This window comes from Nocardioides kribbensis (assembly GCF_015070375.1).
In the GTDB taxonomy this organism is placed as follows: Bacteria; Actinomycetota; Actinomycetes; order Propionibacteriales; family Nocardioidaceae; genus Nocardioides; species Nocardioides kribbensis.
This window is the reverse complement of the sequence record NZ_JADCLL010000007.1, coordinates 1-17233: the sequence shown is the minus strand read 5'-3', so window position 1 is coordinate 17233 and position 17233 is coordinate 1. Positions and strand designations below refer to the sequence as shown.

The 17233-nt window shown below is 70.3% G+C and carries 31 protein-coding genes; 9 read left to right on the top strand and 22 right to left on the bottom strand.

The annotated features are described in order from the left end of the window. Nucleotides 1-79: 79 nt before the first annotated feature. The 21 genes from IR170_RS14965 to IR170_RS14865 form a co-directional block, all read right to left on the bottom strand. Nucleotides 80-229, bottom strand: coding sequence for a hypothetical protein (locus IR170_RS14965; protein ID WP_193665349.1), 150 nt, complete (start codon nt 227-229; stop codon nt 80-82). After that, entirely contained in the window at nt 226-630 is a 405-nt protein-coding gene (locus tag IR170_RS14960; RefSeq protein ID WP_193665347.1) for a hypothetical protein, read from the bottom strand. The genes IR170_RS14965 and IR170_RS14960 overlap by 4 nt, the downstream gene beginning before the upstream one ends. Then, complete coding sequence (locus IR170_RS14955) at nt 627-1307, bottom strand: DNA cytosine methyltransferase (protein ID WP_193665345.1); 681 nt, start codon at nt 1305-1307, stop codon at nt 627-629. The genes IR170_RS14960 and IR170_RS14955 overlap by 4 nt, the downstream gene beginning before the upstream one ends. Beyond that, a complete protein-coding gene (locus IR170_RS14950) occupies nt 1304-1441 on the bottom strand; it encodes a hypothetical protein (protein ID WP_193665343.1) in 138 nt (45 codons plus the stop codon). Before IR170_RS14950 ends, IR170_RS14955 begins: the two co-directional genes overlap by 4 nt. A 520-nt stretch (nt 1442-1961) precedes the next feature. After that, a complete protein-coding gene (locus IR170_RS14945) occupies nt 1962-2576 on the bottom strand; it encodes a hypothetical protein (RefSeq protein ID WP_193665341.1) in 615 nt (204 codons plus the stop codon). After that, entirely contained in the window at nt 2577-3398 is an 822-nt protein-coding gene (locus tag IR170_RS14940; RefSeq protein WP_193665339.1) for a lambda exonuclease family protein, read from the bottom strand. Continuing rightward, nucleotides 3395-3574 (bottom strand): hypothetical protein, encoded by a 180-nt coding sequence (locus IR170_RS14935; RefSeq protein WP_193665337.1) that lies wholly within the window; start codon nt 3572-3574, stop codon nt 3395-3397. Before IR170_RS14935 ends, IR170_RS14940 begins: the two co-directional genes overlap by 4 nt. 189 nt (nt 3575-3763) lie before the next feature. Continuing rightward, the gene (locus IR170_RS14930; protein ID WP_193665335.1) at nt 3764-3928 is read right to left on the bottom strand and encodes a hypothetical protein; all 165 of its coding nucleotides are present in this window, start codon (nt 3926-3928) and stop codon (nt 3764-3766) included. Further along, a complete protein-coding gene (locus tag IR170_RS14925; protein WP_193665333.1) occupies nt 3928-4176 on the bottom strand; it encodes a hypothetical protein in 249 nt (82 codons plus the stop codon). Before IR170_RS14925 ends, IR170_RS14930 begins: the two co-directional genes overlap by 1 nt. Before the next feature lie 145 nt (nt 4177-4321). After that, entirely contained in the window at nt 4322-4480 is a 159-nt protein-coding gene (locus IR170_RS14920; RefSeq protein ID WP_193665331.1) for a hypothetical protein, read from the bottom strand. After that, nucleotides 4477-4932 carry a hypothetical protein gene (locus tag IR170_RS14915; RefSeq protein ID WP_193665329.1) on the bottom strand — a complete coding sequence of 152 codons (456 nt, stop codon included), beginning with the start codon at nt 4930-4932 and terminating at the stop codon, nt 4477-4479. Before IR170_RS14915 ends, IR170_RS14920 begins: the two co-directional genes overlap by 4 nt. Further along, nucleotides 4929-5090 carry a hypothetical protein gene (locus IR170_RS14910; RefSeq protein ID WP_193665327.1) on the bottom strand — a complete coding sequence of 54 codons (162 nt, stop codon included), beginning with the start codon at nt 5088-5090 and terminating at the stop codon, nt 4929-4931. The genes IR170_RS14915 and IR170_RS14910 overlap by 4 nt, the downstream gene beginning before the upstream one ends. Next, nucleotides 5087-5362, bottom strand: coding sequence for a hypothetical protein (locus tag IR170_RS14905; RefSeq protein ID WP_193665325.1), 276 nt, complete (start codon nt 5360-5362; stop codon nt 5087-5089). The genes IR170_RS14910 and IR170_RS14905 overlap by 4 nt, the downstream gene beginning before the upstream one ends. A gap of 90 nt (nt 5363-5452) precedes the next feature. Continuing rightward, nucleotides 5453-5716 (bottom strand): hypothetical protein, encoded by a 264-nt coding sequence (locus tag IR170_RS14900; protein WP_193665323.1) that lies wholly within the window; start codon nt 5714-5716, stop codon nt 5453-5455. Between the two features lie 103 nt (nt 5717-5819). Beyond that, a complete protein-coding gene (locus IR170_RS14895; RefSeq protein ID WP_193665321.1) occupies nt 5820-6122 on the bottom strand; it encodes a hypothetical protein in 303 nt (100 codons plus the stop codon). After that, nucleotides 6119-6469: a hypothetical protein gene (locus IR170_RS14890; protein ID WP_193665319.1), complete on the bottom strand. Its 351-nt coding sequence runs from the start codon at nt 6467-6469 to the stop codon at nt 6119-6121. The genes IR170_RS14895 and IR170_RS14890 overlap by 4 nt, the downstream gene beginning before the upstream one ends. Further along, complete coding sequence (locus IR170_RS14885; protein ID WP_193665317.1) at nt 6466-6654, bottom strand: hypothetical protein; 189 nt, start codon at nt 6652-6654, stop codon at nt 6466-6468. The genes IR170_RS14890 and IR170_RS14885 overlap by 4 nt, the downstream gene beginning before the upstream one ends. After that, the gene (locus IR170_RS14880) at nt 6651-7157 is read right to left on the bottom strand and encodes a hypothetical protein (protein WP_193665315.1); all 507 of its coding nucleotides are present in this window, start codon (nt 7155-7157) and stop codon (nt 6651-6653) included. Before IR170_RS14880 ends, IR170_RS14885 begins: the two co-directional genes overlap by 4 nt. Continuing rightward, nucleotides 7154-7954 carry a helix-turn-helix domain-containing protein gene (locus IR170_RS14875; protein WP_193665313.1) on the bottom strand — a complete coding sequence of 267 codons (801 nt, stop codon included), beginning with the start codon at nt 7952-7954 and terminating at the stop codon, nt 7154-7156. Before IR170_RS14875 ends, IR170_RS14880 begins: the two co-directional genes overlap by 4 nt. Further along, nucleotides 7951-8145: a helix-turn-helix domain-containing protein gene (locus IR170_RS14870; RefSeq protein ID WP_193665311.1), complete on the bottom strand. Its 195-nt coding sequence runs from the start codon at nt 8143-8145 to the stop codon at nt 7951-7953. The genes IR170_RS14875 and IR170_RS14870 overlap by 4 nt, the downstream gene beginning before the upstream one ends. Continuing rightward, entirely contained in the window at nt 8142-8363 is a 222-nt protein-coding gene (locus IR170_RS14865) for a helix-turn-helix domain-containing protein (protein WP_193665308.1), read from the bottom strand. Before IR170_RS14865 ends, IR170_RS14870 begins: the two co-directional genes overlap by 4 nt. A gap of 206 nt (nt 8364-8569) precedes the next feature. On the opposite strand from IR170_RS14865, the gene IR170_RS14860 reads away from it, so the two are divergent. From IR170_RS14860 to IR170_RS14830, 7 genes are all read left to right on the top strand, one after another. Then, nucleotides 8570-9112: a helix-turn-helix domain-containing protein gene (locus IR170_RS14860; RefSeq protein WP_193665306.1), complete on the top strand. Its 543-nt coding sequence runs from the start codon at nt 8570-8572 to the stop codon at nt 9110-9112. A 30-nt stretch (nt 9113-9142) separates the two neighbouring features. Next, nucleotides 9143-9577 (top strand): ImmA/IrrE family metallo-endopeptidase, encoded by a 435-nt coding sequence (locus tag IR170_RS14855; protein WP_193665304.1) that lies wholly within the window; start codon nt 9143-9145, stop codon nt 9575-9577. A 441-nt stretch (nt 9578-10018) separates the two neighbouring features. Next, nucleotides 10019-10222, top strand: a complete 204-nt coding sequence (locus IR170_RS14850) for a cold-shock protein (protein ID WP_056863399.1) — start codon at nt 10019-10021, stop codon at nt 10220-10222. A gap of 221 nt (nt 10223-10443) precedes the next feature. Then, nucleotides 10444-10650: a hypothetical protein gene (locus IR170_RS14845; RefSeq protein WP_193665765.1), complete on the top strand. Its 207-nt coding sequence runs from the start codon at nt 10444-10446 to the stop codon at nt 10648-10650. A 114-nt stretch (nt 10651-10764) separates the two neighbouring features. Continuing rightward, complete coding sequence (locus tag IR170_RS14840; protein WP_193665297.1) at nt 10765-11067, top strand: metal-sensitive transcriptional regulator; 303 nt, start codon at nt 10765-10767, stop codon at nt 11065-11067. Continuing rightward, complete coding sequence (locus IR170_RS14835; protein WP_319805108.1) at nt 11064-11318, top strand: heavy-metal-associated domain-containing protein; 255 nt, start codon at nt 11064-11066, stop codon at nt 11316-11318. The genes IR170_RS14840 and IR170_RS14835 overlap by 4 nt, the downstream gene beginning before the upstream one ends. Before the next feature lie 84 nt (nt 11319-11402). After that, nucleotides 11403-13700, top strand: a complete 2298-nt coding sequence (locus tag IR170_RS14830; RefSeq protein WP_193665295.1) for a heavy metal translocating P-type ATPase — start codon at nt 11403-11405, stop codon at nt 13698-13700. 37 nt (nt 13701-13737) lie between these two features. Here the strand turns inward: IR170_RS14830 and IR170_RS14825 are convergent, their stop codons facing one another. Next, nucleotides 13738-14838: a hypothetical protein gene (locus tag IR170_RS14825; RefSeq protein WP_193665293.1), complete on the bottom strand. Its 1101-nt coding sequence runs from the start codon at nt 14836-14838 to the stop codon at nt 13738-13740. Nucleotides 14839-14881: 43 nt separating this feature from the next. Between IR170_RS14825 and IR170_RS14820 the strand changes: the two genes are divergently transcribed. Both IR170_RS14820 and pstS read left to right on the top strand, forming a co-directional pair. Continuing rightward, nucleotides 14882-15838 carry an NUDIX hydrolase gene (locus IR170_RS14820; protein ID WP_193665291.1) on the top strand — a complete coding sequence of 319 codons (957 nt, stop codon included), beginning with the start codon at nt 14882-14884 and terminating at the stop codon, nt 15836-15838. Between the two features lie 211 nt (nt 15839-16049). Further along, entirely contained in the window at nt 16050-17183 is a 1134-nt protein-coding gene (pstS, locus tag IR170_RS14815; RefSeq protein WP_193665289.1) for a phosphate ABC transporter substrate-binding protein PstS, read from the top strand. The last annotated feature ends 50 nt before the right edge of the window (nt 17184-17233 follow it).

Below are 17233 nucleotides of genomic sequence, written 5' to 3'. Positions count from 1 at the left end.
TGTACGGCGTAGGCGGATCGAGCGAGCGCCTGGCGGGCGTTCCACTCGGCGAACACTCGAGCGGTGCTGGGCAGGATCTTCATGCCGCACCGCCCAGGATCATCTTGACCAGCTCAGCCTCGTCCGGCTCGCCAGCCAGCAGCGACAGCACGGTGGCGCGCTGCTGGGGCGTTGGTGGGATGACGGGGCCGAGGACGTCGAGCGGCGGGATGCTGTCGTTGGGCTTCATGCTGGTGGCTCCTGACTGGTGAGCGCATCCCACGGGAGGGCCTGCGCGGTGAGGTGGAGGCGGACGGTGTGGACGCCGGGCGTGCCACTGGTGACGTCTCGCAGGTAGGTGGGGCCGATGACGTAGGTGCTGTCGTCGTCGGGCCATGCGCCGGCATCGACGTAGCCGTCAATCAGCGCCTTGACGGTGGGCGCGGCGTTGGCGGGGTCCGCCTTGCCGCCGCGGGGGTAGCCGATGAAGGCGGCGACGTGAGTGGTGCCGAGGTCGCGGATGCCGTGCTGCTTGGCGAACGCGGCCCCGAGCTGACGCAGAGCCTTGGTCCGCTTCGACTTCTGCGCCCAGTGCATCCGGTCGTTGGCCGACATCCACAGCGACTTGGGGATCTTGATGCGCTCGGTCATGCCGCGACCTCCCCGCGCATCTGGGCGAGCAGCTGCGTCCCGACCCACTCGGTGTAGGCCGGCGGGATCGCTTCGGCGAGGCAGACCTTGTCGGCGGTCCAGTCGATGCCCATCGCGGCCTGCCAATCGGCCACCGAGCCCTTGCCGCCACCGTCGCCGTAGACCGCGACCATGTCGCCTTCGTGCTTGACTCCGTGGCGCCAGCCCGCGACTCGGTGCCCCTTGTGGCTCGGGTGCTCGGGCGCGGTGAGCAGCACATTCGACTCGAACAGCCGGTGCCGGAAGACGCGTAGGCCGAATGACAGCCCGCAGAGCATGATTGGGTCCACGAGCTGCGACCGGGCGCCCATGACGTTCTCGATGACGTAGGGCCGGTCGGCCTCGATCATCGCGTCTCTGGTGGCGGCGATCAGGTCGACGTGCTCATCACTCCAGCCGCGGCCGCGATTGCCCTTAGTCAGCGTCGTGTGGGCCTGGCAGGGCGGCGAGCCGACGATGACGTCGTACTCGTGGCCGTGCTCGCGGATGAAGGCGACCGCGTCTCCCTCGTACTGCTTGAAGGGATAGTCGGGTCGAGGATTGAGCTCGACGCCTTCGACATCGAAGCCGGCCCTCTCGTAGCCGACCGAAGCGCCGCCAGCGCAACAGTAAGCGTCCAGCAGTCTCGGCCGCCTCACCCCTCATCACCCCCAGCCGTCCGGTTCGCCCACTCGCATGCGGGGTCGTCGGTCAGCCACTCCCACACGCGCACGAGCGGGTCGCCGAGGGTTGCGATGAGGCCGCCGGCGAGGATCTTGGCGAGGGCGGTCATGAGGCGGCCTCGGGGTGGTTCCGGCAACCGCGGACGTGAGCCATTGACCCCGCACCCGGGCAGCACGGGCTCTCACTGCGTGAGGGCTTTCCGGGCCGAGTGTGGTCGCCGTAGACCTGCTCTGAGCACGGTTCGCAGTAGGCCGCCGAACCCGCGTAGAGGCCCCGCTCGGGGTCGAGCGGCTCACCGCACCCGCCGCAGCCAATCTCGGGCTCACCGGGCGAAGTGTCCAGTGCGGCCCGTAGGGCGGCAGCGGTCGCGGACCACAGTTCCCCGCCATAGTCCTCGGACTCCGCGTCACGCTCGTACTGCTCGGCCAGGGCCTCGACGCGGTGGACGACGGTCCGCAGCAGGTCGGGGGAAGGTAGCCACCGCGCCCTGGTCAAGGCGTTACCCACCACGTCCTCGGCGGTGAGGTCGTGGTCAGGGTGAGCGGCGAGGTACTCCTGCATCGCCGTCGCCCACTCCGTCAGCGAGTTCTGCGCCTTCTCGTCCGAAAGCCCCGAACTCCCCGCCCCACTCACGATGCACCCCCACCGAGCGCGGCGATGACCTGGCTGGCCTCGTCGGGGGTCATCTGCTTGGTCTCGTCGACGTCGCGGCTGATGACGTTGCTGATCCAGACCATGACCTCGGCTTGCGGGATGTCGCTGGCCTTGATGGCGGTGTACATCTGCTTGGCGAGGGGGCTGCTGGTGTCGAGCAGGTTGGGGTCGAGCTTCGGGGGAGTGGGGGCGTCGGGGAGGGGTTCGACGCTCCAGTAGGCGCCCTTGCCTCCGCGCGGGTTGACCAGCGTCGACTTGCGGCTGCGGATGTGCGACAGGCGGCTGATGCGAGTTCCGCCCCGCTTCTCCTTGCCGAAGTAGACGTTCGGGTCGCCGTAGAGCTCGACCCTGCGCCCGATCCAGACGCTGACGTCCTTGCCCCAGTTATCGGCGAGGACGCGCAGCATGGACTTCGCTGGTCGCCAGACGCGGGGGAACTCCTCCAGGGTGATGTTGACCGGCTGCTGGTCGGCGAGTTCGGAGCCGTTCTCGGCGACCTTGCTGATGGTGAAGATCTGCGGGGCCGAACCTTCGAGGTCGGCGAAGTCGAGCTGATCGCTCTTCGGTGCGAGCGCTTTGGTGAGGTCCATTCAGAACACCAGTCCTAGTTCACGATCGAGCCGCTCGGTGGCGGGAAGATTGGCTGTTGCGGTGAGGTAGGCGTGAGTCATCTCGGCGGCCTGCTCCTCGAAGCGGGAGACGGCGGCCTTGATGGCGCCTTGCCAGTTGGGGTCGGGGTAGACGCGCTTCACCCACAGCGGCAGACCGCCGACGTAGGGGATGAAGTCGAGCCATTCGCGGCCGGAGACCAGAAGTCCGGCCTGGCACTGCGCCATGTTGTGAGCGGGGACGTCGCCACCGAGGACGGCAGTGACGTGGCCTTTTGTCGTCGGGGCCTTGATCTCGATCAGGCCGTCATCTCCGACCAGTCCGTCTGGGGAGTAGCCGAGCGTTCCCCACGACTCGTCAAGGCGCATGAACCCGACCTCAGTCACCTTGGCGTGGTGAGCTGAGTAGAGGTCGCGGGCAACGGGCTCGCACTCGACGCCGCGGATCATGTGAGAGTTCATCGGCGTCTCGTCGGTGAACCCAGAGATTCGCTCGGCGACGAGGATGGCCGTCAGGGTTCGCGCCCCCTCACTGTCCGAGGGGCCGTAGATCGGCGGCAGGCTGGAGGCGACCGCGGCACGAGCGTCGTGCAGCGTCTTGATCGGCGTCGGCTCCTTCTTGGCGGCCATGCTGAGGCACGGACCGCCAGCGCTCGCCCCGCAGGCCGGGCAGTCGACGGAGGTGGCATTGGGGGCGGCGCTGCTGATGAGCCGGCCGACGACGGAAGCGGTGACGATCCCGCGCCGAGCCTCGTGCCACTCCTCGGTGCCCTGCTCCAGGTCGTTGAGGATGGTCAGGGTCATGCCGCACCCCGCATCTCATCCATCCCGAGCTCCTCGGCCCGGTCCAGCGCGCACGGGCACCACTGGGCGCAGTGCTCGCAGGTCCGATGAAGCTCGCAGGGTGACGGGAACAGGTCGGCGTCGATCGTCAGGCCGCACTCGCGGCAGTCGTAGGTGCCGTGGTCGATGTCAGGCATCGGCGCGTACCTCGATTAGCAGTGACCGGTGAAGTCGCACGGCCGACGCTCCGGAGGCGCTCAGGCATGCGAACTCGAAGTAGTCCGCCCTAGCGGGATCCGACAACTGCGCAATGACCTGAATGAAGCGCTTCCGTCCCGGCGGAAGGATCCAATTCCCTACGACAATCAAATCTGGGTGCACCGTCGTCATTGGCTCCCCTCCTTCGCCAAACATTCGAAAAGCAACTTCGCGGCGGCAATTTCCTGGGCCCACTTGTGAGGCTCTTCAATCGCGAAAATGACTTCGCGCAACGTCGCGCCCTCAGCCTCAAGCCACCGCGCAAGCAGCACTTCGTCGCTCGTCTCACCCATCACGACGCCTCCAACTTCTCGATCTCGGCACGGAACTTCTCGTCATCCATCAGCACGTCCAGCAGCCGCTCGAGCCCGCTCTGGTCCGGCTCGCACAGCGCCACCGCCTCAGCCACGTGGTCGTCCCACGAGGTGTCGAGCGCGGCAGCCACGGCGTTGTCGACGAAGCGGCAGGCGGCGCGGTGGAGCTCGACCAGCAACCAGGCGCCGGCGATGGGCAGGACGCCGAGGAGGAGGAAGGTGGTCATGCCGCACCGCCAGCCTGGAATGCCGCCAAGTGCTCGGCGCAGACATGCCAGTCCTGGTCGTCCCACTGGACCGTCTTCACGGCCTCGGCGGGACAGGTCTGGGAGAACCACGCGAAGTCGGCAACGACCGCCTGACAGGACGCGCTCACGCCGCCCACCACCCGTCGCGCTCCCGCTCGTACCGGTCCGCAGCCTCGTCGGCCATCTGCCCGCTCGGGTCGCAGTCGGGCTCGGCGCGCAGCTCGGCGAGGTGTTCGGCCCAGGGCTCGATGTCGTGGGGGGTGGTCTGGTTGGGGTAGGTCATGCCACCCACCTCGCGGCCTGAGCAACACACTCAGGGCACTTGCCGACGACCGTGACGTGCTCGGACGGCTCCCAGACCTTGCCGCAGATCGCGGACTGAGGTCCGCGAGGCCCGGACACCACGATGTGCTCGTAGACTTCGGGCTTCAGCGGGGTCGGGTTGGCGAACTCGCGGAGGGCGGCCTGGAGGTCGCTGACGTACCCCGGATACCGACGTGCGTCTCCCGGGTCCTCGGGGTTGCGCTCAACCCAGTAGGCGGACAGCAGTCGCTCGACCTGCTCGCGGTCCTCGGGGTCGATGACGACGAGGGGACGAACGTCGCTGAATTCCCTGACCCCCCTCACGCCCGGCATGTCGCTGATCGCCCATCCATCCGTGGTGAACATGGCGCGCACGTCGGCCGAACCGAGCGGAATCAGCGCCACGTCACCCGGCTTCCACTCCCGCTTCACGCCGCCACCTCCCCGGCACGGAACCGCGCGGCCAGGAGGGAAGGATCGTTGCGCTCCAGCAGGTCGGCGAGGATCACGACGGGCGCGACCTTGCCGAGGGTGCCGGCAGCCTCTCGCTCGGCGCGGATCCGGTCGGCCTGGACCTGTGCGGCGTTCACGCGGCAGCCCTGGCGTTCTGCACGGCGCGCTGATTGCCAGCGTCGAGCTCGGCCTCCAGGTCGCTGTCGGAGGGCAGGTCGGCCTGGCCATTCATCCAGCCGAGGACGCGCCACAGGATCTCCTCGCCAGTGGAGAGGGATGGCCAGTTGCGAGCGATGAAGATGCCCTGCTCGTCACTGTCGATGGTCGTGCAGCCACCGAGCGCAGAGGTGGCCCGGAAGTCGAGGACGGCACTCAGCTGTCCTGGTCGAACGCGAATTGCGTCAGTCATGCGATGATCTCCTTGCAGGTTGAGCGGGCCCCTGGTCTTGGACGGGCAGGGGTGCCGCGGTGGGTTAGTTGTGGATCTGGGCGCGGACGGTCACTCGTCCCCCCAGTTGCGGGACCAGCCCGGGAAGAGGTCGCTGCACTCGGCGCGAACCCCGTGAATCTCGACGTGCGGGCCGTAGTAGGAGAGGCCGACGGGGGCCATGACCACCCAGTCGAAGTTGTGGCGCTTTCGGCAGGTGAAGCACCAGCGCTCGCCCATCGACTCGCGGCTGTACTCGGCCATGTGCGTGCCGACGATCGAGACGCTGCCGCTGTCGACGCACCAGTCCGCGCTCTGCTCGCTCAGGCTCACCACGGCACCCCCGCTGACGACAGGGCCTCAAGCAGCGCCAGGACGACGACGAACAGGACCATCGCTGCTGCGAGGGCGGCGAGGGCGAGGCGGGCGGTGGGGTGGGTCATCGCAGACCTGCTTCGCGCTCGGCTTGTGCAATCGCAGACTCCAGCGCAATCCGCGCTCGCTCATCGCGCAGCGTTCGACGCTGCGTTCTGCCAAGTCGTGCCGGACGGCTGGGCATGGCGTCGCTCGACCAAATGGCCATGCACGAGATGGCGACGATGGCGGGGATCAGCGTGATGAGGCCAATGAGTCCACGCGCATCGCTGGTCCAGATTCCCCAGATGGGGAATCCGAGGGTTGCGACAGCCAGGGCGCCCGCGACGGCCCAACCGGCAGTCCAGAGACGGTAGGAGGACGTCATGCCGCACGCACCTGGGACTCGACGGCCAGGCGGTAGATGCGGTCGAGCTTGTCCGCGTTCCGGCCGGCGACGTCATTGCTTGGCTCGCGCTCGCCGGTGTCGACGATGAGACCCTCGGCCTTCGCACGGCGGTAGAACGTGCCGATCGCCTTCGGGGCGACGCGTCCACGGATCAGGCGACGCATGGCCGACTGGTGGATCGTGCCGGTCTGGTCGGCGACGGTTCGCAGGGCGCTGGTGAAGATGACCCAGTCGCCGCCGGGGCAAGTGCAGCCCTGCGTGGCGAGGTGACTGCCGCACGAGGTGCAGCGGCCGGGGAGGTTGCGGAGGTAGTTGTGGAGGCTCACTGGGTCACCTCGAGACGGAACGTCGCCAGCAGCGCCTCGGCCAGGTCGCGGGCCTGGTGCGGGGTCAGGTCGTAGAACTCCGTCGGGTTGGCCTCGACGTCGATGCGAACCAGGGGCGATCCGTCGATGTCACGGACGGCTCGGACCTCCATGCGCTCGCCGTCGCGCGTGCTGATCGCGCTCATGCGGCACCGTCCCCAACGACCAGCACGGTCGGCAGGTCATTCGCGGTCACTGCGTCGCCAATGGTGGAGTGCCGGAACAGCACCTCAATCCACGGCTGGTACTCCTCGCGCCATCGCTTGTAGGCGATGCGCTGGGCCTCGAGGTTCTGGAACCGCAGGGCGTCCATCTCGCGCAGGTCGTCCTGGGTGACGAAGCGCCAGATCTTGCGTCGGCCAGCGCCGAGGGTGGCAACGAGGTCGAGCACGGGGTCGTCGTCGAGCTCCAGCGCGTCTTCGCCGCGAGCGATCGAGCGCAGCACGCCGTCGACTCGACCGCCGTCCCGCTTGTCGATGGCCCGACCGGCAGCGCGGATAGCGTCGTCGATGTCGAGCACGATCGCGCCGGACTCGATGCCGGGGCGAACCTGGAGGACGAGCTCGTCGAGTGCGACCTTGAGGTCAGTCGCCTCGACGCCACTGTCGGCGATGATGGCCCGGTAGATGCGGGCAATGTCGTCGGTCACTGCTGCTCCCATTCGTCGGCGAGGGCCAGCAGGCCGGCGCCGATCGCTCGGATGTTCTGAGGTGTCACGTAGTCCCGCTGGGCGGGGGAGGCGGACTGGTGGCCGGCGCGCCACTGCGCAACGGCCGCCCGTCGCATGTGGTCGTGCTGCATGGACAGCAGCGAGACGACCTGGCCGGCGAACCTGATAGCGAACTCCTCGGAGTTCTGCTGCTGCGGGCTGCGCTCGAACGCGGCCGGGCGGGGCGCAGGGCGGGCGTAGGTCTTCCCGTCGATGCCGACGACCGGGGGGCGAGCAGGCGACGCTTCGGGCGCGCCTTCATCGCTTGCGGGGACGTCGATCGCGTCACGATCGGACTCGCCCTCCGGCTCGTCGTCCGCAGGCGAGGGGTCGACCATCGCGTCCGTCCCTGACGGCGCGGCCTCCCCTGCGGAGGTCTCAGGTGTTGCATCTGCAACACGTCGCACATCACGGGAAACCGTGACGTGGTCAACGCCGACGACGGGAGCGATTGCCCGCGTCGACAGTCCAGCCTGGGTCAGCTCGCGAACAACCTCGCGCCGAAGGTCGACGCCAAGCCGCGCCAGGCGCCCGCCGAAACGATCGGACAAGTAGTCGCCGGGCGACCGGTAACCCAGCGTCAGGTCGTCACGCTTCTCAATCGCCTCGCGCATCCGGCCCATCGCGGTCTCAAACGACTCGGCAGCCATGTCGAGGTCGGAGCAGATGAAGGAGGCCCGCTCCTCGGCGGACTCCACGTCGAGGACTTCGCCAGTCATGGTGTCGACGAGGCTCATCGGTCCTCCTCGCTTCCGACCCGAACGAGGCTGGAGAACCAGTCGTTGAGCTCGTCCGTGCGGATGCGGATGGATCGGCCGACGCGGAACGCCGGGAGGGCCTGGGCGTCAATGGCGGCGCGGACCGTGGTCTCGCTGAGCTCCGTGAGTGCCGCGGCCGTCTTGACCGAAACGGCGATCTGCCCGGTCATGCGGCTCTCGCGGGCGCCTCGGCGAGCAGGGCGCGGTAGTCGTCGATCTGCAACTCGGCAAGCAGCGCGTTGTAGAACGGCGAGCTGACTCGACGCGAGTGGCCGGTCTCGATCTTGGCGATGTAGGAGCGGTCCACGCCGAGGGCGTCAGCAAGGTCTGACGTCTTTCGTCCGCGCGCCTCTCTGATGATGCGCAGGGCGTAACCGTGGATCTCCACGGTTCTGCGCGGTCCTGTTGGGGTCATGTGGGCAATCGTGCCGCACGTTCAGTCACAACGCAACATCTCTGGGCAGAAACCTGCCAAAACCTGCTCGGACCTGCGTAACGACATGCGCGTAATTCTGCGTGGCGCCCAGAACTACATCGGTGTATGTGACTGAACGCGGGTGGATGTTCCTGGGTGTTCCTGCAACGCTCTGCCTCGTGAACGACAAAGAGCGCATGGAGCTGGCTGGCCGCGTAGAGAAGGCCAGGACGGACGCCGGCCTGAGCAAGGAGGCGGCTGCCAAGGAGGCCGAGGTGACGGCTACGACCTGGAGGCGAGTGGAGAACGGCCTTCGGGTTCACGATCACAAGCTGGCCGCGATCCTTGAAGTGGTTGGCATCGACTTGGCAGCGACGTCGAACTCTCCGGAGGTGCGGCCCAATGAGGTCTGGAGCGAGTCGACCTTTGTCCTGCCTCCGGAGATCGAACTCGGCTACCAGGACGTCGTCCGCTACAGCAAAGCGCTCAAGGACTTCGCGCCGCCACTGAGCAGAGATGCCAGCCGCCTGATGCTTGACGCGGCTCGCCTCTTCGCAGAGGCAGGTCAGTGGCTCCTGGCTCACGAGGGAGGTGATGGAAATGCTGACAGCGACAAGCCCGGAGGTTCCGCCCCCATAGGCGGCGCCCACAGGTTCAACTCCGAGATCTACAACGACAGGGCCGCCGACTCCGCGAAGCAGGATCCCGAGGAGACGGAGTGACTGTCGGCGGCTGAGTCTTTACTCACCGTCATGCACATCCCCCACCCGTGGCGCCGGCTGCGAGAGCTGCCGCACATCACGCTCAGGTGGGTCGCCGACCTCGAGCACGTAGGGGAGTGTCGGCACTCGACCCAGGAGATCTTCATACGGACCGGCCTGACTCAGGCTCAGCGCCGGTCCGTCGTTCTCCACGAGATCGAGCACCTCCTGGAGGGCCCATCTGTCCGCGGCCATGAGGACTGGGATGAGCGCGTCGTGACCGAGCGCGCGGCCCGCTGGCTGATACCTCTGGACCTCCTGGCCGATGCGCTGGTGTGGGCCAACGACGACCGCGAACTGGCCCACGAGCTCAACGTCGACCTGGCCACGGTCAGGGCGCGGCTGAGCACCCTGACGGCCGAAGAATCGCAAGTGCTGAGCGACCGCGTGATGGCTGCCGAAGTGGCCTATCCGAAGCGCGCCTGAGCGAGTTTGGCTAAACGGTTGGCTGCGCTGGGGGCATTCCCGCAGGTCAGCGCCGTGCGGCCAAGAGATTAAAAGTCTCCTGCTCTGCCCATTGAGCTAGGGGCCCGCCGTCGCCGAGCGACGGGGCGGCCAGTATCACCCATGCGCTCCCGGACCCTGCTGGTGCGGTGCGGTGCACCCGTCCGTCACGCTCCTGACGCCGAACCTTCACGGGGTCGATCCACAAAGTCTCGTCCGGATCGTTCGGTTCCGGCTCCGGCGGGGTAGGGTCGGTGCTAGCAACAGATGCAAGTTCCAGCTGGTCTGACGCCTGCGGAGTTTGTGATCCAACGGCGTTTCTGCTTTGTGGTGTTCCACTAGGTCGGAGCGACGTGTCACCGCATCAGTTGTGGGGTCGTCGAAGTGACGGCCTCTCGTTCCGATAACAGGAGTAACGAGCACATGGCTCAAGGCACCGTGAAGTGGTTCAACGCTGAGAAGGGCTTCGGCTTCATTGCGCAGGAGGACGGCGGCGACGACGTCTTCGTGCACTACTCGGCGATCCAGACCCAGGGCTACAAGTCCCTCGACGAGAACCAGAAGGTCGAGTTCGACGTCACCCAGGGCCCCAAGGGCCCCCAGGCGGAGAACGTTCGCCCCGTCTGATCCAGACGTGCACCGGTCGGCCCGCTGACCGGTGAAGCACCACCCGAGGCCCCACCCCCGATCCCGGGGGTGGGGCCTCGTGCGTGCGCCGGGTCCCGTGCGCCGGGTCCCGTGCACCGGGCCCCTGCGGCGCACGTGTGGGCCATGTCGCACCACCCGATATGACCAGATCGTCCCCCGCCGGGTTTGATCCTGAGGGTCGTCGGGCACGCTTGGTCCTGATGAACAGGTACGAGGTGAGCGGGGGAGCGGTGCACGATCAGTTCGATGTGTCGCTCGAGGACGCCGACCTGCTCGGCGAGGTCGAGCTGACCACCAACCTCATCATCGCTGCGAGCGAGTCCGACGAGCACCTGCCGCAGACGATGATCGACGAGATCCTCGGGATCGGCCCCGCCGACGCCCAGCCCGGCACCCAGGCCGGCTGACCCGTCCCCCTGCGCCTCCCGCACCCGCGCTCGCGTGCGGGTGCTCCGCTGTGCCCGCGCGCCCCGAGATGCCGGGGCCTTGAGGTAGATACCCTAGGGGGGTATCGTGCAGGTATGGACGAGGCGACCGGCCACCAGCACGGCTACATCCAGCGCAAGGACGACTACCTCAAGCGGCTGCGCCGCATCGAGGGCCAGGCCCGCGGCCTGCAGCGGATGGTCGAGGAGGAGAAGTACTGCATCGACATCCTCACCCAGGTCTCCGCGATGACGAAGGCGCTGCACGCCGTCTCGATCGGGCTGCTGGAGGAGCACATGAACCACTGCGTCGTCGACGCCGCGCGCGCCGGCGACGACGAGGCCCGCGAGAAGGTCACCGAGGCCGTCGAGGCGATCGCCCGGCTGGTCCGGTCGTGACCGCCCACCACCAGCAGCAGCACCACGACAGCGAGGAGCACGAGATGAGCACCACCAGCACCTGGACCGTGACGGGCATGACCTGCGGCCACTGCGTCGCCTCGGTCACCGAGGAGCTCGAGGAGATCGACGGGGTCGAGCAGGTCGAGGTGACCCTCGAGGGCGGCCACGTGGAGGTCACCAGTGGGCGCGAGCTGACCCGTGACGAGGTCGAGGTTGCCGTCGCCGAGGCGGGCTACGCCCTGGCCTGAGCCGCCCCTCGCCTGGGCAGCACCCCACCCCGAATCCCCCTCACCCCACCCACCACGTCGCCCCACGCAGGGGAGGAGCCCGCGATGAGCACGCCCGACCTGGAGCACCCGGCCAGCCGCCCGGCCGACCACGAGGTCGACCTGGAGATCTCCGGGATGACCTGCGCGTCGTGCGCGAACCGGATCGAGCGCAAGCTCAACAAGCTCGAGGGCGTGAGCGCGAGCGTCAACTACGCCACCGAGAAGGCCCACGTCGTGGCGCCCCCCGAGGTCAGCGTCGAGGACCTGCTCGCCACCGTCGCCGCCGCGGGCTACTCCGCCACCCCTCCACCGTCACCTGCTGACCGCAGGACCGACGGGGGCGAGGGCGCCGACGGCCCCGGGAGCCACGAGGAGCGTGCCGACGCCGAGCTCGGGGCGCTGCGCCTGCGGCTCCTGGTCTCCCTGGCGCTGAGCCTGCCGGTGGTGGCGATGGCGATGGTGCCGCCGCTGCAGGTCGACGGCTGGCAGTGGGTCTCGCTGGTCCTGGCCACGCCGGTCGTGCTGTGGGGTGCCTGGCCCTTCCACCGGGCCGCGGTCGTCAACCTGCGCCACGGCGCCACGACCATGGACACCCTGGTCTCGGTCGGGGTCACCGCGGCCTACGCCTGGTCGGTGGTGGCCCTGGTCTTCGGCAGTGCCGGGGAGAGGGGCATGACCCACGGCTTCGAGCTCGGGGTCGGGCGCAGCGACGGTCTGGGCAACATCTACCTCGAGGCCGCCACCGGGGTCACGACCTTCCTGCTGGCCGGGCGCTGGTTCGAGAAGCGCTCCAAGCGGCGCGCCGGCGACGCCCTGCGGGCCCTGCTCGAGCTCGGCGCCAAGGACGTCACCGTGCTGCGCGGCGATGTCGAGACCACCGTGCCGGCGGCGAGCCTCGCGGTCGGGGACGTGTTCGTCGTCCGCCCGGGTGAGAAGGTCGCCACCGACGGCGTCGTCGAGCGCGGCACCTCCGCCGTCGACGCGTCGCTGCTCACCGGCGAGCCGGTGCCGGTGGAGGTCGGTCCGGGCGACGAGGTCACCGGGGCCACGGTCAACGCCGGCGGCCGCCTCGTCGTGCGGGCCACGCGGGTCGGCGCCGACACCCAGCTGGCCCAGATGGCGCGGCTGGTGGAGGAGGCGCAGAGCGGCAAGGCCGAGGTGCAGCGGCTGGCCGACCGGGTCTCGGCGGTCTTCGTGCCGCTGGTGATCGCGCTCAGCCTCGCCACGCTCGCCGCCTGGCTGCTGCTCGGCTTCCCGGCCGCGTCGGCCTTCACGGCCGCGGTCGCGGTGCTGATCATCGCCTGCCCGTGCGCGCTGGGCCTGGCCACGCCGACCGCGCTGCTGGTCGGCACCGGCCGCGGCGCCCAGCTGGGCATCGTCATCCGCGGCCCCGAGATGCTCGAGTCGACGCGTCGGGTCCAGACGGTGCTGCTCGACAAGACCGGCACGGTGACGACCGGCCGCATGGCGCTCGTCGACGTCGTCGCCGCCCCCGGCACCCCCGAGCAGCTCGTACGACGCACCGCCGCGGCCCTCGAGGCCGGCTCCGAGCACCCGATCGCCCGCGCGGTCGTGGCCGGTGCGCAGCAGGGCCACGCCTCGGAGGGGCCGCTCCCGCGGGTCGAGGGCTTCGCCAACCGGGAGGGGCTCGGCGTCGTCGGCACCGTGGCGGGCGAGGCCGCGGTCATCGGGCGTCTCGCGCTGCTGGAGCAGGAGGGCCTGGTCGTGCCCGGGCCCGTGCGCGCCGCGGTCGAGACGGCGGAGGCCTCCGGGCGCACCCCGGTGGTCGTCGGGTGGGCCGGCGAGGCGCGCGGAGTCCTGGTCGTCTCCGACACCGTCAAGCCGGGGGCGGCCCAGGCCGTGGCCGAGCTGCGGGCGCTGGGCCTGGACCCCGTGCTGCTCACCGGCGACCACGAGCGGGCGGCGCGCGCCGTGGCCGCCGAGGTCGGCATCGAGCGCGTTGTCGCCGGGGTGCTGCCCGCGGGCAAGGTGGAGGAGGTGCGGCGGCTGCAGGAGCAGGGGGTGGTCGTCGCCATGGTCGGCGACGGCGTCAACGACGCCGCCGCACTGGCCCGGGCCGACCTCGGCATCGCGCTCGGCACCGGCACCGACGTGGCCATGCAGGCCGCCGACCTGACGCTGGTCAGCGGCGACCTGCGGACCGCGGCGACCGCCGTACGGCTGGCGCGGCGGACCCTGGGCACCATCCGGGTCAACCTCTTCTGGGCCTTCGCCTACAACGTCGCGGCGCTCCCGCTGGCCGCCCTGGGCCTGCTGACCCCGATGATCGCGGGGGCCGCGATGGCGTTGTCGTCGGTCGTGGTGGTCTCCAACAGCCTGCGGCTGCGCGCCTTCCGCTGAGCGACCGGACCCGACCGGCCCGGGCCCGGCGGGCGGGTCAGCAGGTGGCGAAGAGCACCGGCCCGGTCGAGAGGTCCGACAGCACGAAGGAGCCCTCGGCGGGCGTGAGGTCGGCGACGACCAGCGGGCCGTCGGCGGTGACGGAGTCGACGGCGAAGCGGTCGGTGAAGTCGCCGCCCTGGCCCGGCGCCGGCCCCTCCAGGAGGGTGGCGCGCGCGTCGGCGTTGCGGCGGGCGCGGTCGTCGTCGGAGAAGCCCAGCACGAGGCGGGCGCCGAGGCCGGGCTCGAGGGCGAGCGCGAAGACCTCCAGCGGGTCGACCTCGCCGGCTGCGCCGACCAGACGCTCACCCTCGGCCTGCTCGGCGGGGTCGGCCTGACCCATCGCCAGCGACGCGCACGCGAACTCCCCGGGGTAGACGGCGGCGGCCAGGGGGTCGCCCCCGGAGGCGCCGTCGACGAGCGCGTCGACGGCTCGGGACACGTCGTCGTCGGTGCCGTCGTCGCCGAGGCCGTCGACGACCGAGGCGAGGTAGGCGGCGTCGTCGCCGGTCACGACGAGGTCGCGCTCGGCGACGAGGGCGACGTACTGCAGGGTGGGCGAGGCGTTGTAACCGGTCTCGAGCGAGGCCCGGGCGAGGGCGTCGGCGCCCTCCCACACCCCGTCGTCGGACTCCGGGCGGGTGTAGCCGAGGCCCTCGAGCCGCTCGCCGAGCGCCTCGACGTCGGTGCCCTCGGCCAGCCCGACGAGGTCGGCGCCCCCGGTGGTGGACTGGGTGAAGAGCTCCCACTCCACGCTGGCCGGCGACCAGCCGAGCTCCTGCTGCAGCAGCGAGGCCGACTCGGCCTGTGCCGTCGTCGAGGCCAGGTCGAGGTCGTAGGCCTCGGAGAGGAAGTCCTCGACCTGCTCGGGGCTGGAGGAGGCGTCGACGTCGGCGCCGACCTCGGCGCGCACCCCGGCCCAGTCGGTCCAGGAGTAGCGCTGCACGTCGTCGGGCGCCAGCGCGACGGCACGCCGCAGGTCGCTGTCGCCGCCGCCCCACACGCGCAGCGCCACCGCGACGCCGCCGGCGACCAGCACCAGCACGACCGCCACCGCCACGAGGAGCCGCACCGGCACACGGCGGGTGGCACGGGGCACGGCGGTCCTCCTCGGGGGCGGGCGGTGGTGTGAGACTACGGGCATGGCCTCCTCCCCGCCCCAGGGCGTCCGGGCTCCGTCCGGTTCCTCCGCGAGCTCCCTGGCTCGCTCGCTCGCGCGGCGCGCGGAGGTGCCGGCCGGCGACGTCAGGGCCGCCGGGGCGGTGGTCTTCCGCCCGGGGCGGCAGGTCCTGCTGGTGCACCGCGGGCGCTACGACGACTGGTCCTTCCCCAAGGGCAAGCTCGACCGCGGCGAGCACGAGACGACTGCCGCGGTGCGCGAGGTGGCCGAGGAGACCGGGCTGCACGTGCGGCTGGGCCCGCCCCTGCGCGACCAGCGCTACACCGTCGCGCGCGGCACCAAGACCGTGCACTACTGGGCGGGGCGCGTCGTGGGCGACGACGACGTCAGCGGCTACGCCGTCAACGACGAGATCGACGCCGTCGAGTGGGTCGACCGCGACGAGGCCGTCACCCGGCTGACCTACGACCGCGACCGCGCGACGCTGCGGGAGGCCCTCGGCGTGCGTCGCCGCACGCAGGCGCTGGTCGTGCTGCGCCACGCGTCGGCCCGCTCGCGCAAGGCCTGGCGCGGCGACGACCGCGACCGTCCACTCCTCCAGGCCGGTCGCGCCCACGCCCTGCGGCTGGTGCCGGCGCTGGCGGCGTACGACGTGGACCGGGTGGTGAGCTCGCCGGCGCTGCGCTGCCTGGAGACGGTGGCGCCCTTCGCCGAGACCGTCGGGGTCGGGCCCGAGCGCGACGACCGGCTCTCCGAGGAGGACGCGCGCGGCGCCGGGGTGCGCGCGCTCGTGGAGCGGCTCGTCGACGACGGGGGCCGGACCCGGCGCGGGGCCCTGCTGTGCACCCACCGGCCGGTGCTGCCGAAGGTCTTCGCGGCCCTGGGCCTGCCCGACCCGGCGCTGGACCCCGGCGAGCTCATCGTGGTGCACCTGCGCAAGGGCCGGGTGGTGGCCTGCGAGCGCCACCGGGTGCTCTAGACCGGTGAGTTGACAGACCCCCTTAGTTCACCACGAGGGTCAGGATCAAGGGCGGACGGCCGGGTTCACGTGATGTACGCCGCAGTGCCCGCCAGGTGTCACGGAACGGGCGGGACGCGTTCATGCCGCGTTCACCGACGGCCACGGATCCGTCCACCTGCGCTGCCTACCTTCCTGGCGTCCCCACATCTGAGACTTCAGGAGCAACGAAGTGAAGCGCACTTCCATCCGCCGCGTGATCGTGCCCGGCATCGCAGCGATGACCCTCGCTCTGGCCGGCTGCGCCGCCGGCAACGAGACCGACTCCGGCTCCACCGGCTCCGACGGCGACAGCGCCTCGAGCGACGTGACCGTCGAGGGCCAGTACACGATCGGCGGTGCGTCCTCCCAGGAGGCCGCCCAGCTCGCGTGGACCACGGGCTTCAGCGACGTGCAGCCCGGCGCGACGGTGACCTACGAGCCGGTCGGCTCGGGCGGCGGCCGGGAGAACTTCATCTCCGGCGCCTACCTCACCGCGGGCTCCGACGCCTACCTCGTCGACGAGGCTCCCGACAACGAGCTGACCGCCGCCACGGAGCGCTGCGAGGGCGAGGCCCCCATCGAGGTGCCGAACTACGTCAGCCCGATCGCGATCATCTTCAACGTCGACGGCGTCGACGAGCTCAACCTCTCCCCGGAGACCCTCGCCGGCATCTTCGCCGGCGAGATCACCGAGTGGAACGACCCGGCCATCGAGGCCGACAACCCCGACGCCGACCTGCCCTCGGCGACGATCAACCCCGTGCACCGCTCCGACGAGTCGGGCACCACGGAGAACTTCACCAACTACCTCAGCGTCGCCGCCGGCGACACCTGGACCGAGGGTGCGGTCGAGACCTGGCCGCAGGCCTTCGGCGGCGAGGGCGCCCAGGGCACCTCCGGCGTCGTCAGCGCCGTGACCGACGGCCAGAACGCGATCGGCTACGCCGACGCCAGCCAGGCCGGCGACCTGCCCGCCGCCAACATCGGGGTCGGCTCCGACTTCGTCGAGCCCTCCGCCGAGGCGGCCGCCAACATCCTCGCGGTCTCGCCGGCCGCCGAGGACGCCGGTGAGAACCAGCTGATCTTCGACCTCGACTACACCACCGACGAGGCCGACACCTACCCGATCGTGCTGACCTCCTACATGATCGCGTGCCCGACCTACCCCGAGCAGGCCGACGCCGACTTCGTGAAGGCCTACCTCTCCTACGTCCTCAGCGAGGAGGGCCAGCAGTTCGGTGCCGACGAGGCCGGCGTGGCCCCGCTCGCCCCGGAGCTCGAGGAGCAGGCCCTCGCGATCGTCGACACGATCACGGCCGGCTGACACCGACGTGACCCTCGGGGGTGCGGGGCCCGGGGGGGCCCGCCCCCCCC

Excerpts from the sequence above, each read along its gene's own strand:
- IR170_RS14905 (WP_193665325.1), bottom strand. The coding sequence starts at position 5,362 with ATGACTGACGCAATTCGCGTTCGACCAGGACAGCTGAGTGCCGTCCTC.
- IR170_RS14845 (WP_193665765.1), top strand. The coding sequence starts at position 10,444 with ATGAACAGGTACGAGGTGAGCGGGGGAGCGGTGCACGATCAGTTCGAT.
- IR170_RS14895 (WP_193665321.1), bottom strand. The coding sequence starts at position 6,122 with ATGACGTCCTCCTACCGTCTCTGGACTGCCGGTTGGGCCGTCGCGGGC.
- IR170_RS14875 (WP_193665313.1), bottom strand. The coding sequence starts at position 7,954 with ATGAGCCTCGTCGACACCATGACTGGCGAAGTCCTCGACGTGGAGTCC.
- IR170_RS14855 (WP_193665304.1), top strand. The coding sequence starts at position 9,143 with ATGCACATCCCCCACCCGTGGCGCCGGCTGCGAGAGCTGCCGCACATC.
- IR170_RS14940 (WP_193665339.1), bottom strand. The coding sequence starts at position 3,398 with ATGACCCTGACCATCCTCAACGACCTGGAGCAGGGCACCGAGGAGTGG.
- IR170_RS14930 (WP_193665335.1), bottom strand. The coding sequence starts at position 3,928 with ATGGGTGAGACGAGCGACGAAGTGCTGCTTGCGCGGTGGCTTGAGGCT.
- IR170_RS14870 (WP_193665311.1), bottom strand. The coding sequence starts at position 8,145 with ATGACCGGGCAGATCGCCGTTTCGGTCAAGACGGCCGCGGCACTCACG.
- IR170_RS14925 (WP_193665333.1), bottom strand. The coding sequence starts at position 4,176 with ATGACCACCTTCCTCCTCCTCGGCGTCCTGCCCATCGCCGGCGCCTGG.
- IR170_RS14960 (WP_193665347.1), bottom strand. The coding sequence starts at position 630 with ATGACCGAGCGCATCAAGATCCCCAAGTCGCTGTGGATGTCGGCCAAC.
- IR170_RS14950 (WP_193665343.1), bottom strand. The coding sequence starts at position 1,441 with ATGACCGCCCTCGCCAAGATCCTCGCCGGCGGCCTCATCGCAACCCTC.
- IR170_RS14850 (WP_056863399.1), top strand. The coding sequence starts at position 10,019 with ATGGCTCAAGGCACCGTGAAGTGGTTCAACGCTGAGAAGGGCTTCGGC.
- IR170_RS14820 (WP_193665291.1), top strand. The coding sequence starts at position 14,882 with ATGGCCTCCTCCCCGCCCCAGGGCGTCCGGGCTCCGTCCGGTTCCTCC.
- IR170_RS14830 (WP_193665295.1), top strand. The coding sequence starts at position 11,403 with ATGAGCACGCCCGACCTGGAGCACCCGGCCAGCCGCCCGGCCGACCAC.
- IR170_RS14945 (WP_193665341.1), bottom strand. The coding sequence starts at position 2,576 with ATGGACCTCACCAAAGCGCTCGCACCGAAGAGCGATCAGCTCGACTTC.
- IR170_RS14935 (WP_193665337.1), bottom strand. The coding sequence starts at position 3,574 with ATGCCTGACATCGACCACGGCACCTACGACTGCCGCGAGTGCGGCCTG.
- IR170_RS14885 (WP_193665317.1), bottom strand. The coding sequence starts at position 6,654 with ATGAGCGCGATCAGCACGCGCGACGGCGAGCGCATGGAGGTCCGAGCC.
- IR170_RS14965 (WP_193665349.1), bottom strand. The coding sequence starts at position 229 with ATGAAGCCCAACGACAGCATCCCGCCGCTCGACGTCCTCGGCCCCGTC.
- IR170_RS14840 (WP_193665297.1), top strand. The coding sequence starts at position 10,765 with ATGGACGAGGCGACCGGCCACCAGCACGGCTACATCCAGCGCAAGGAC.
- IR170_RS14920 (WP_193665331.1), bottom strand. The coding sequence starts at position 4,480 with ATGACCTACCCCAACCAGACCACCCCCCACGACATCGAGCCCTGGGCC.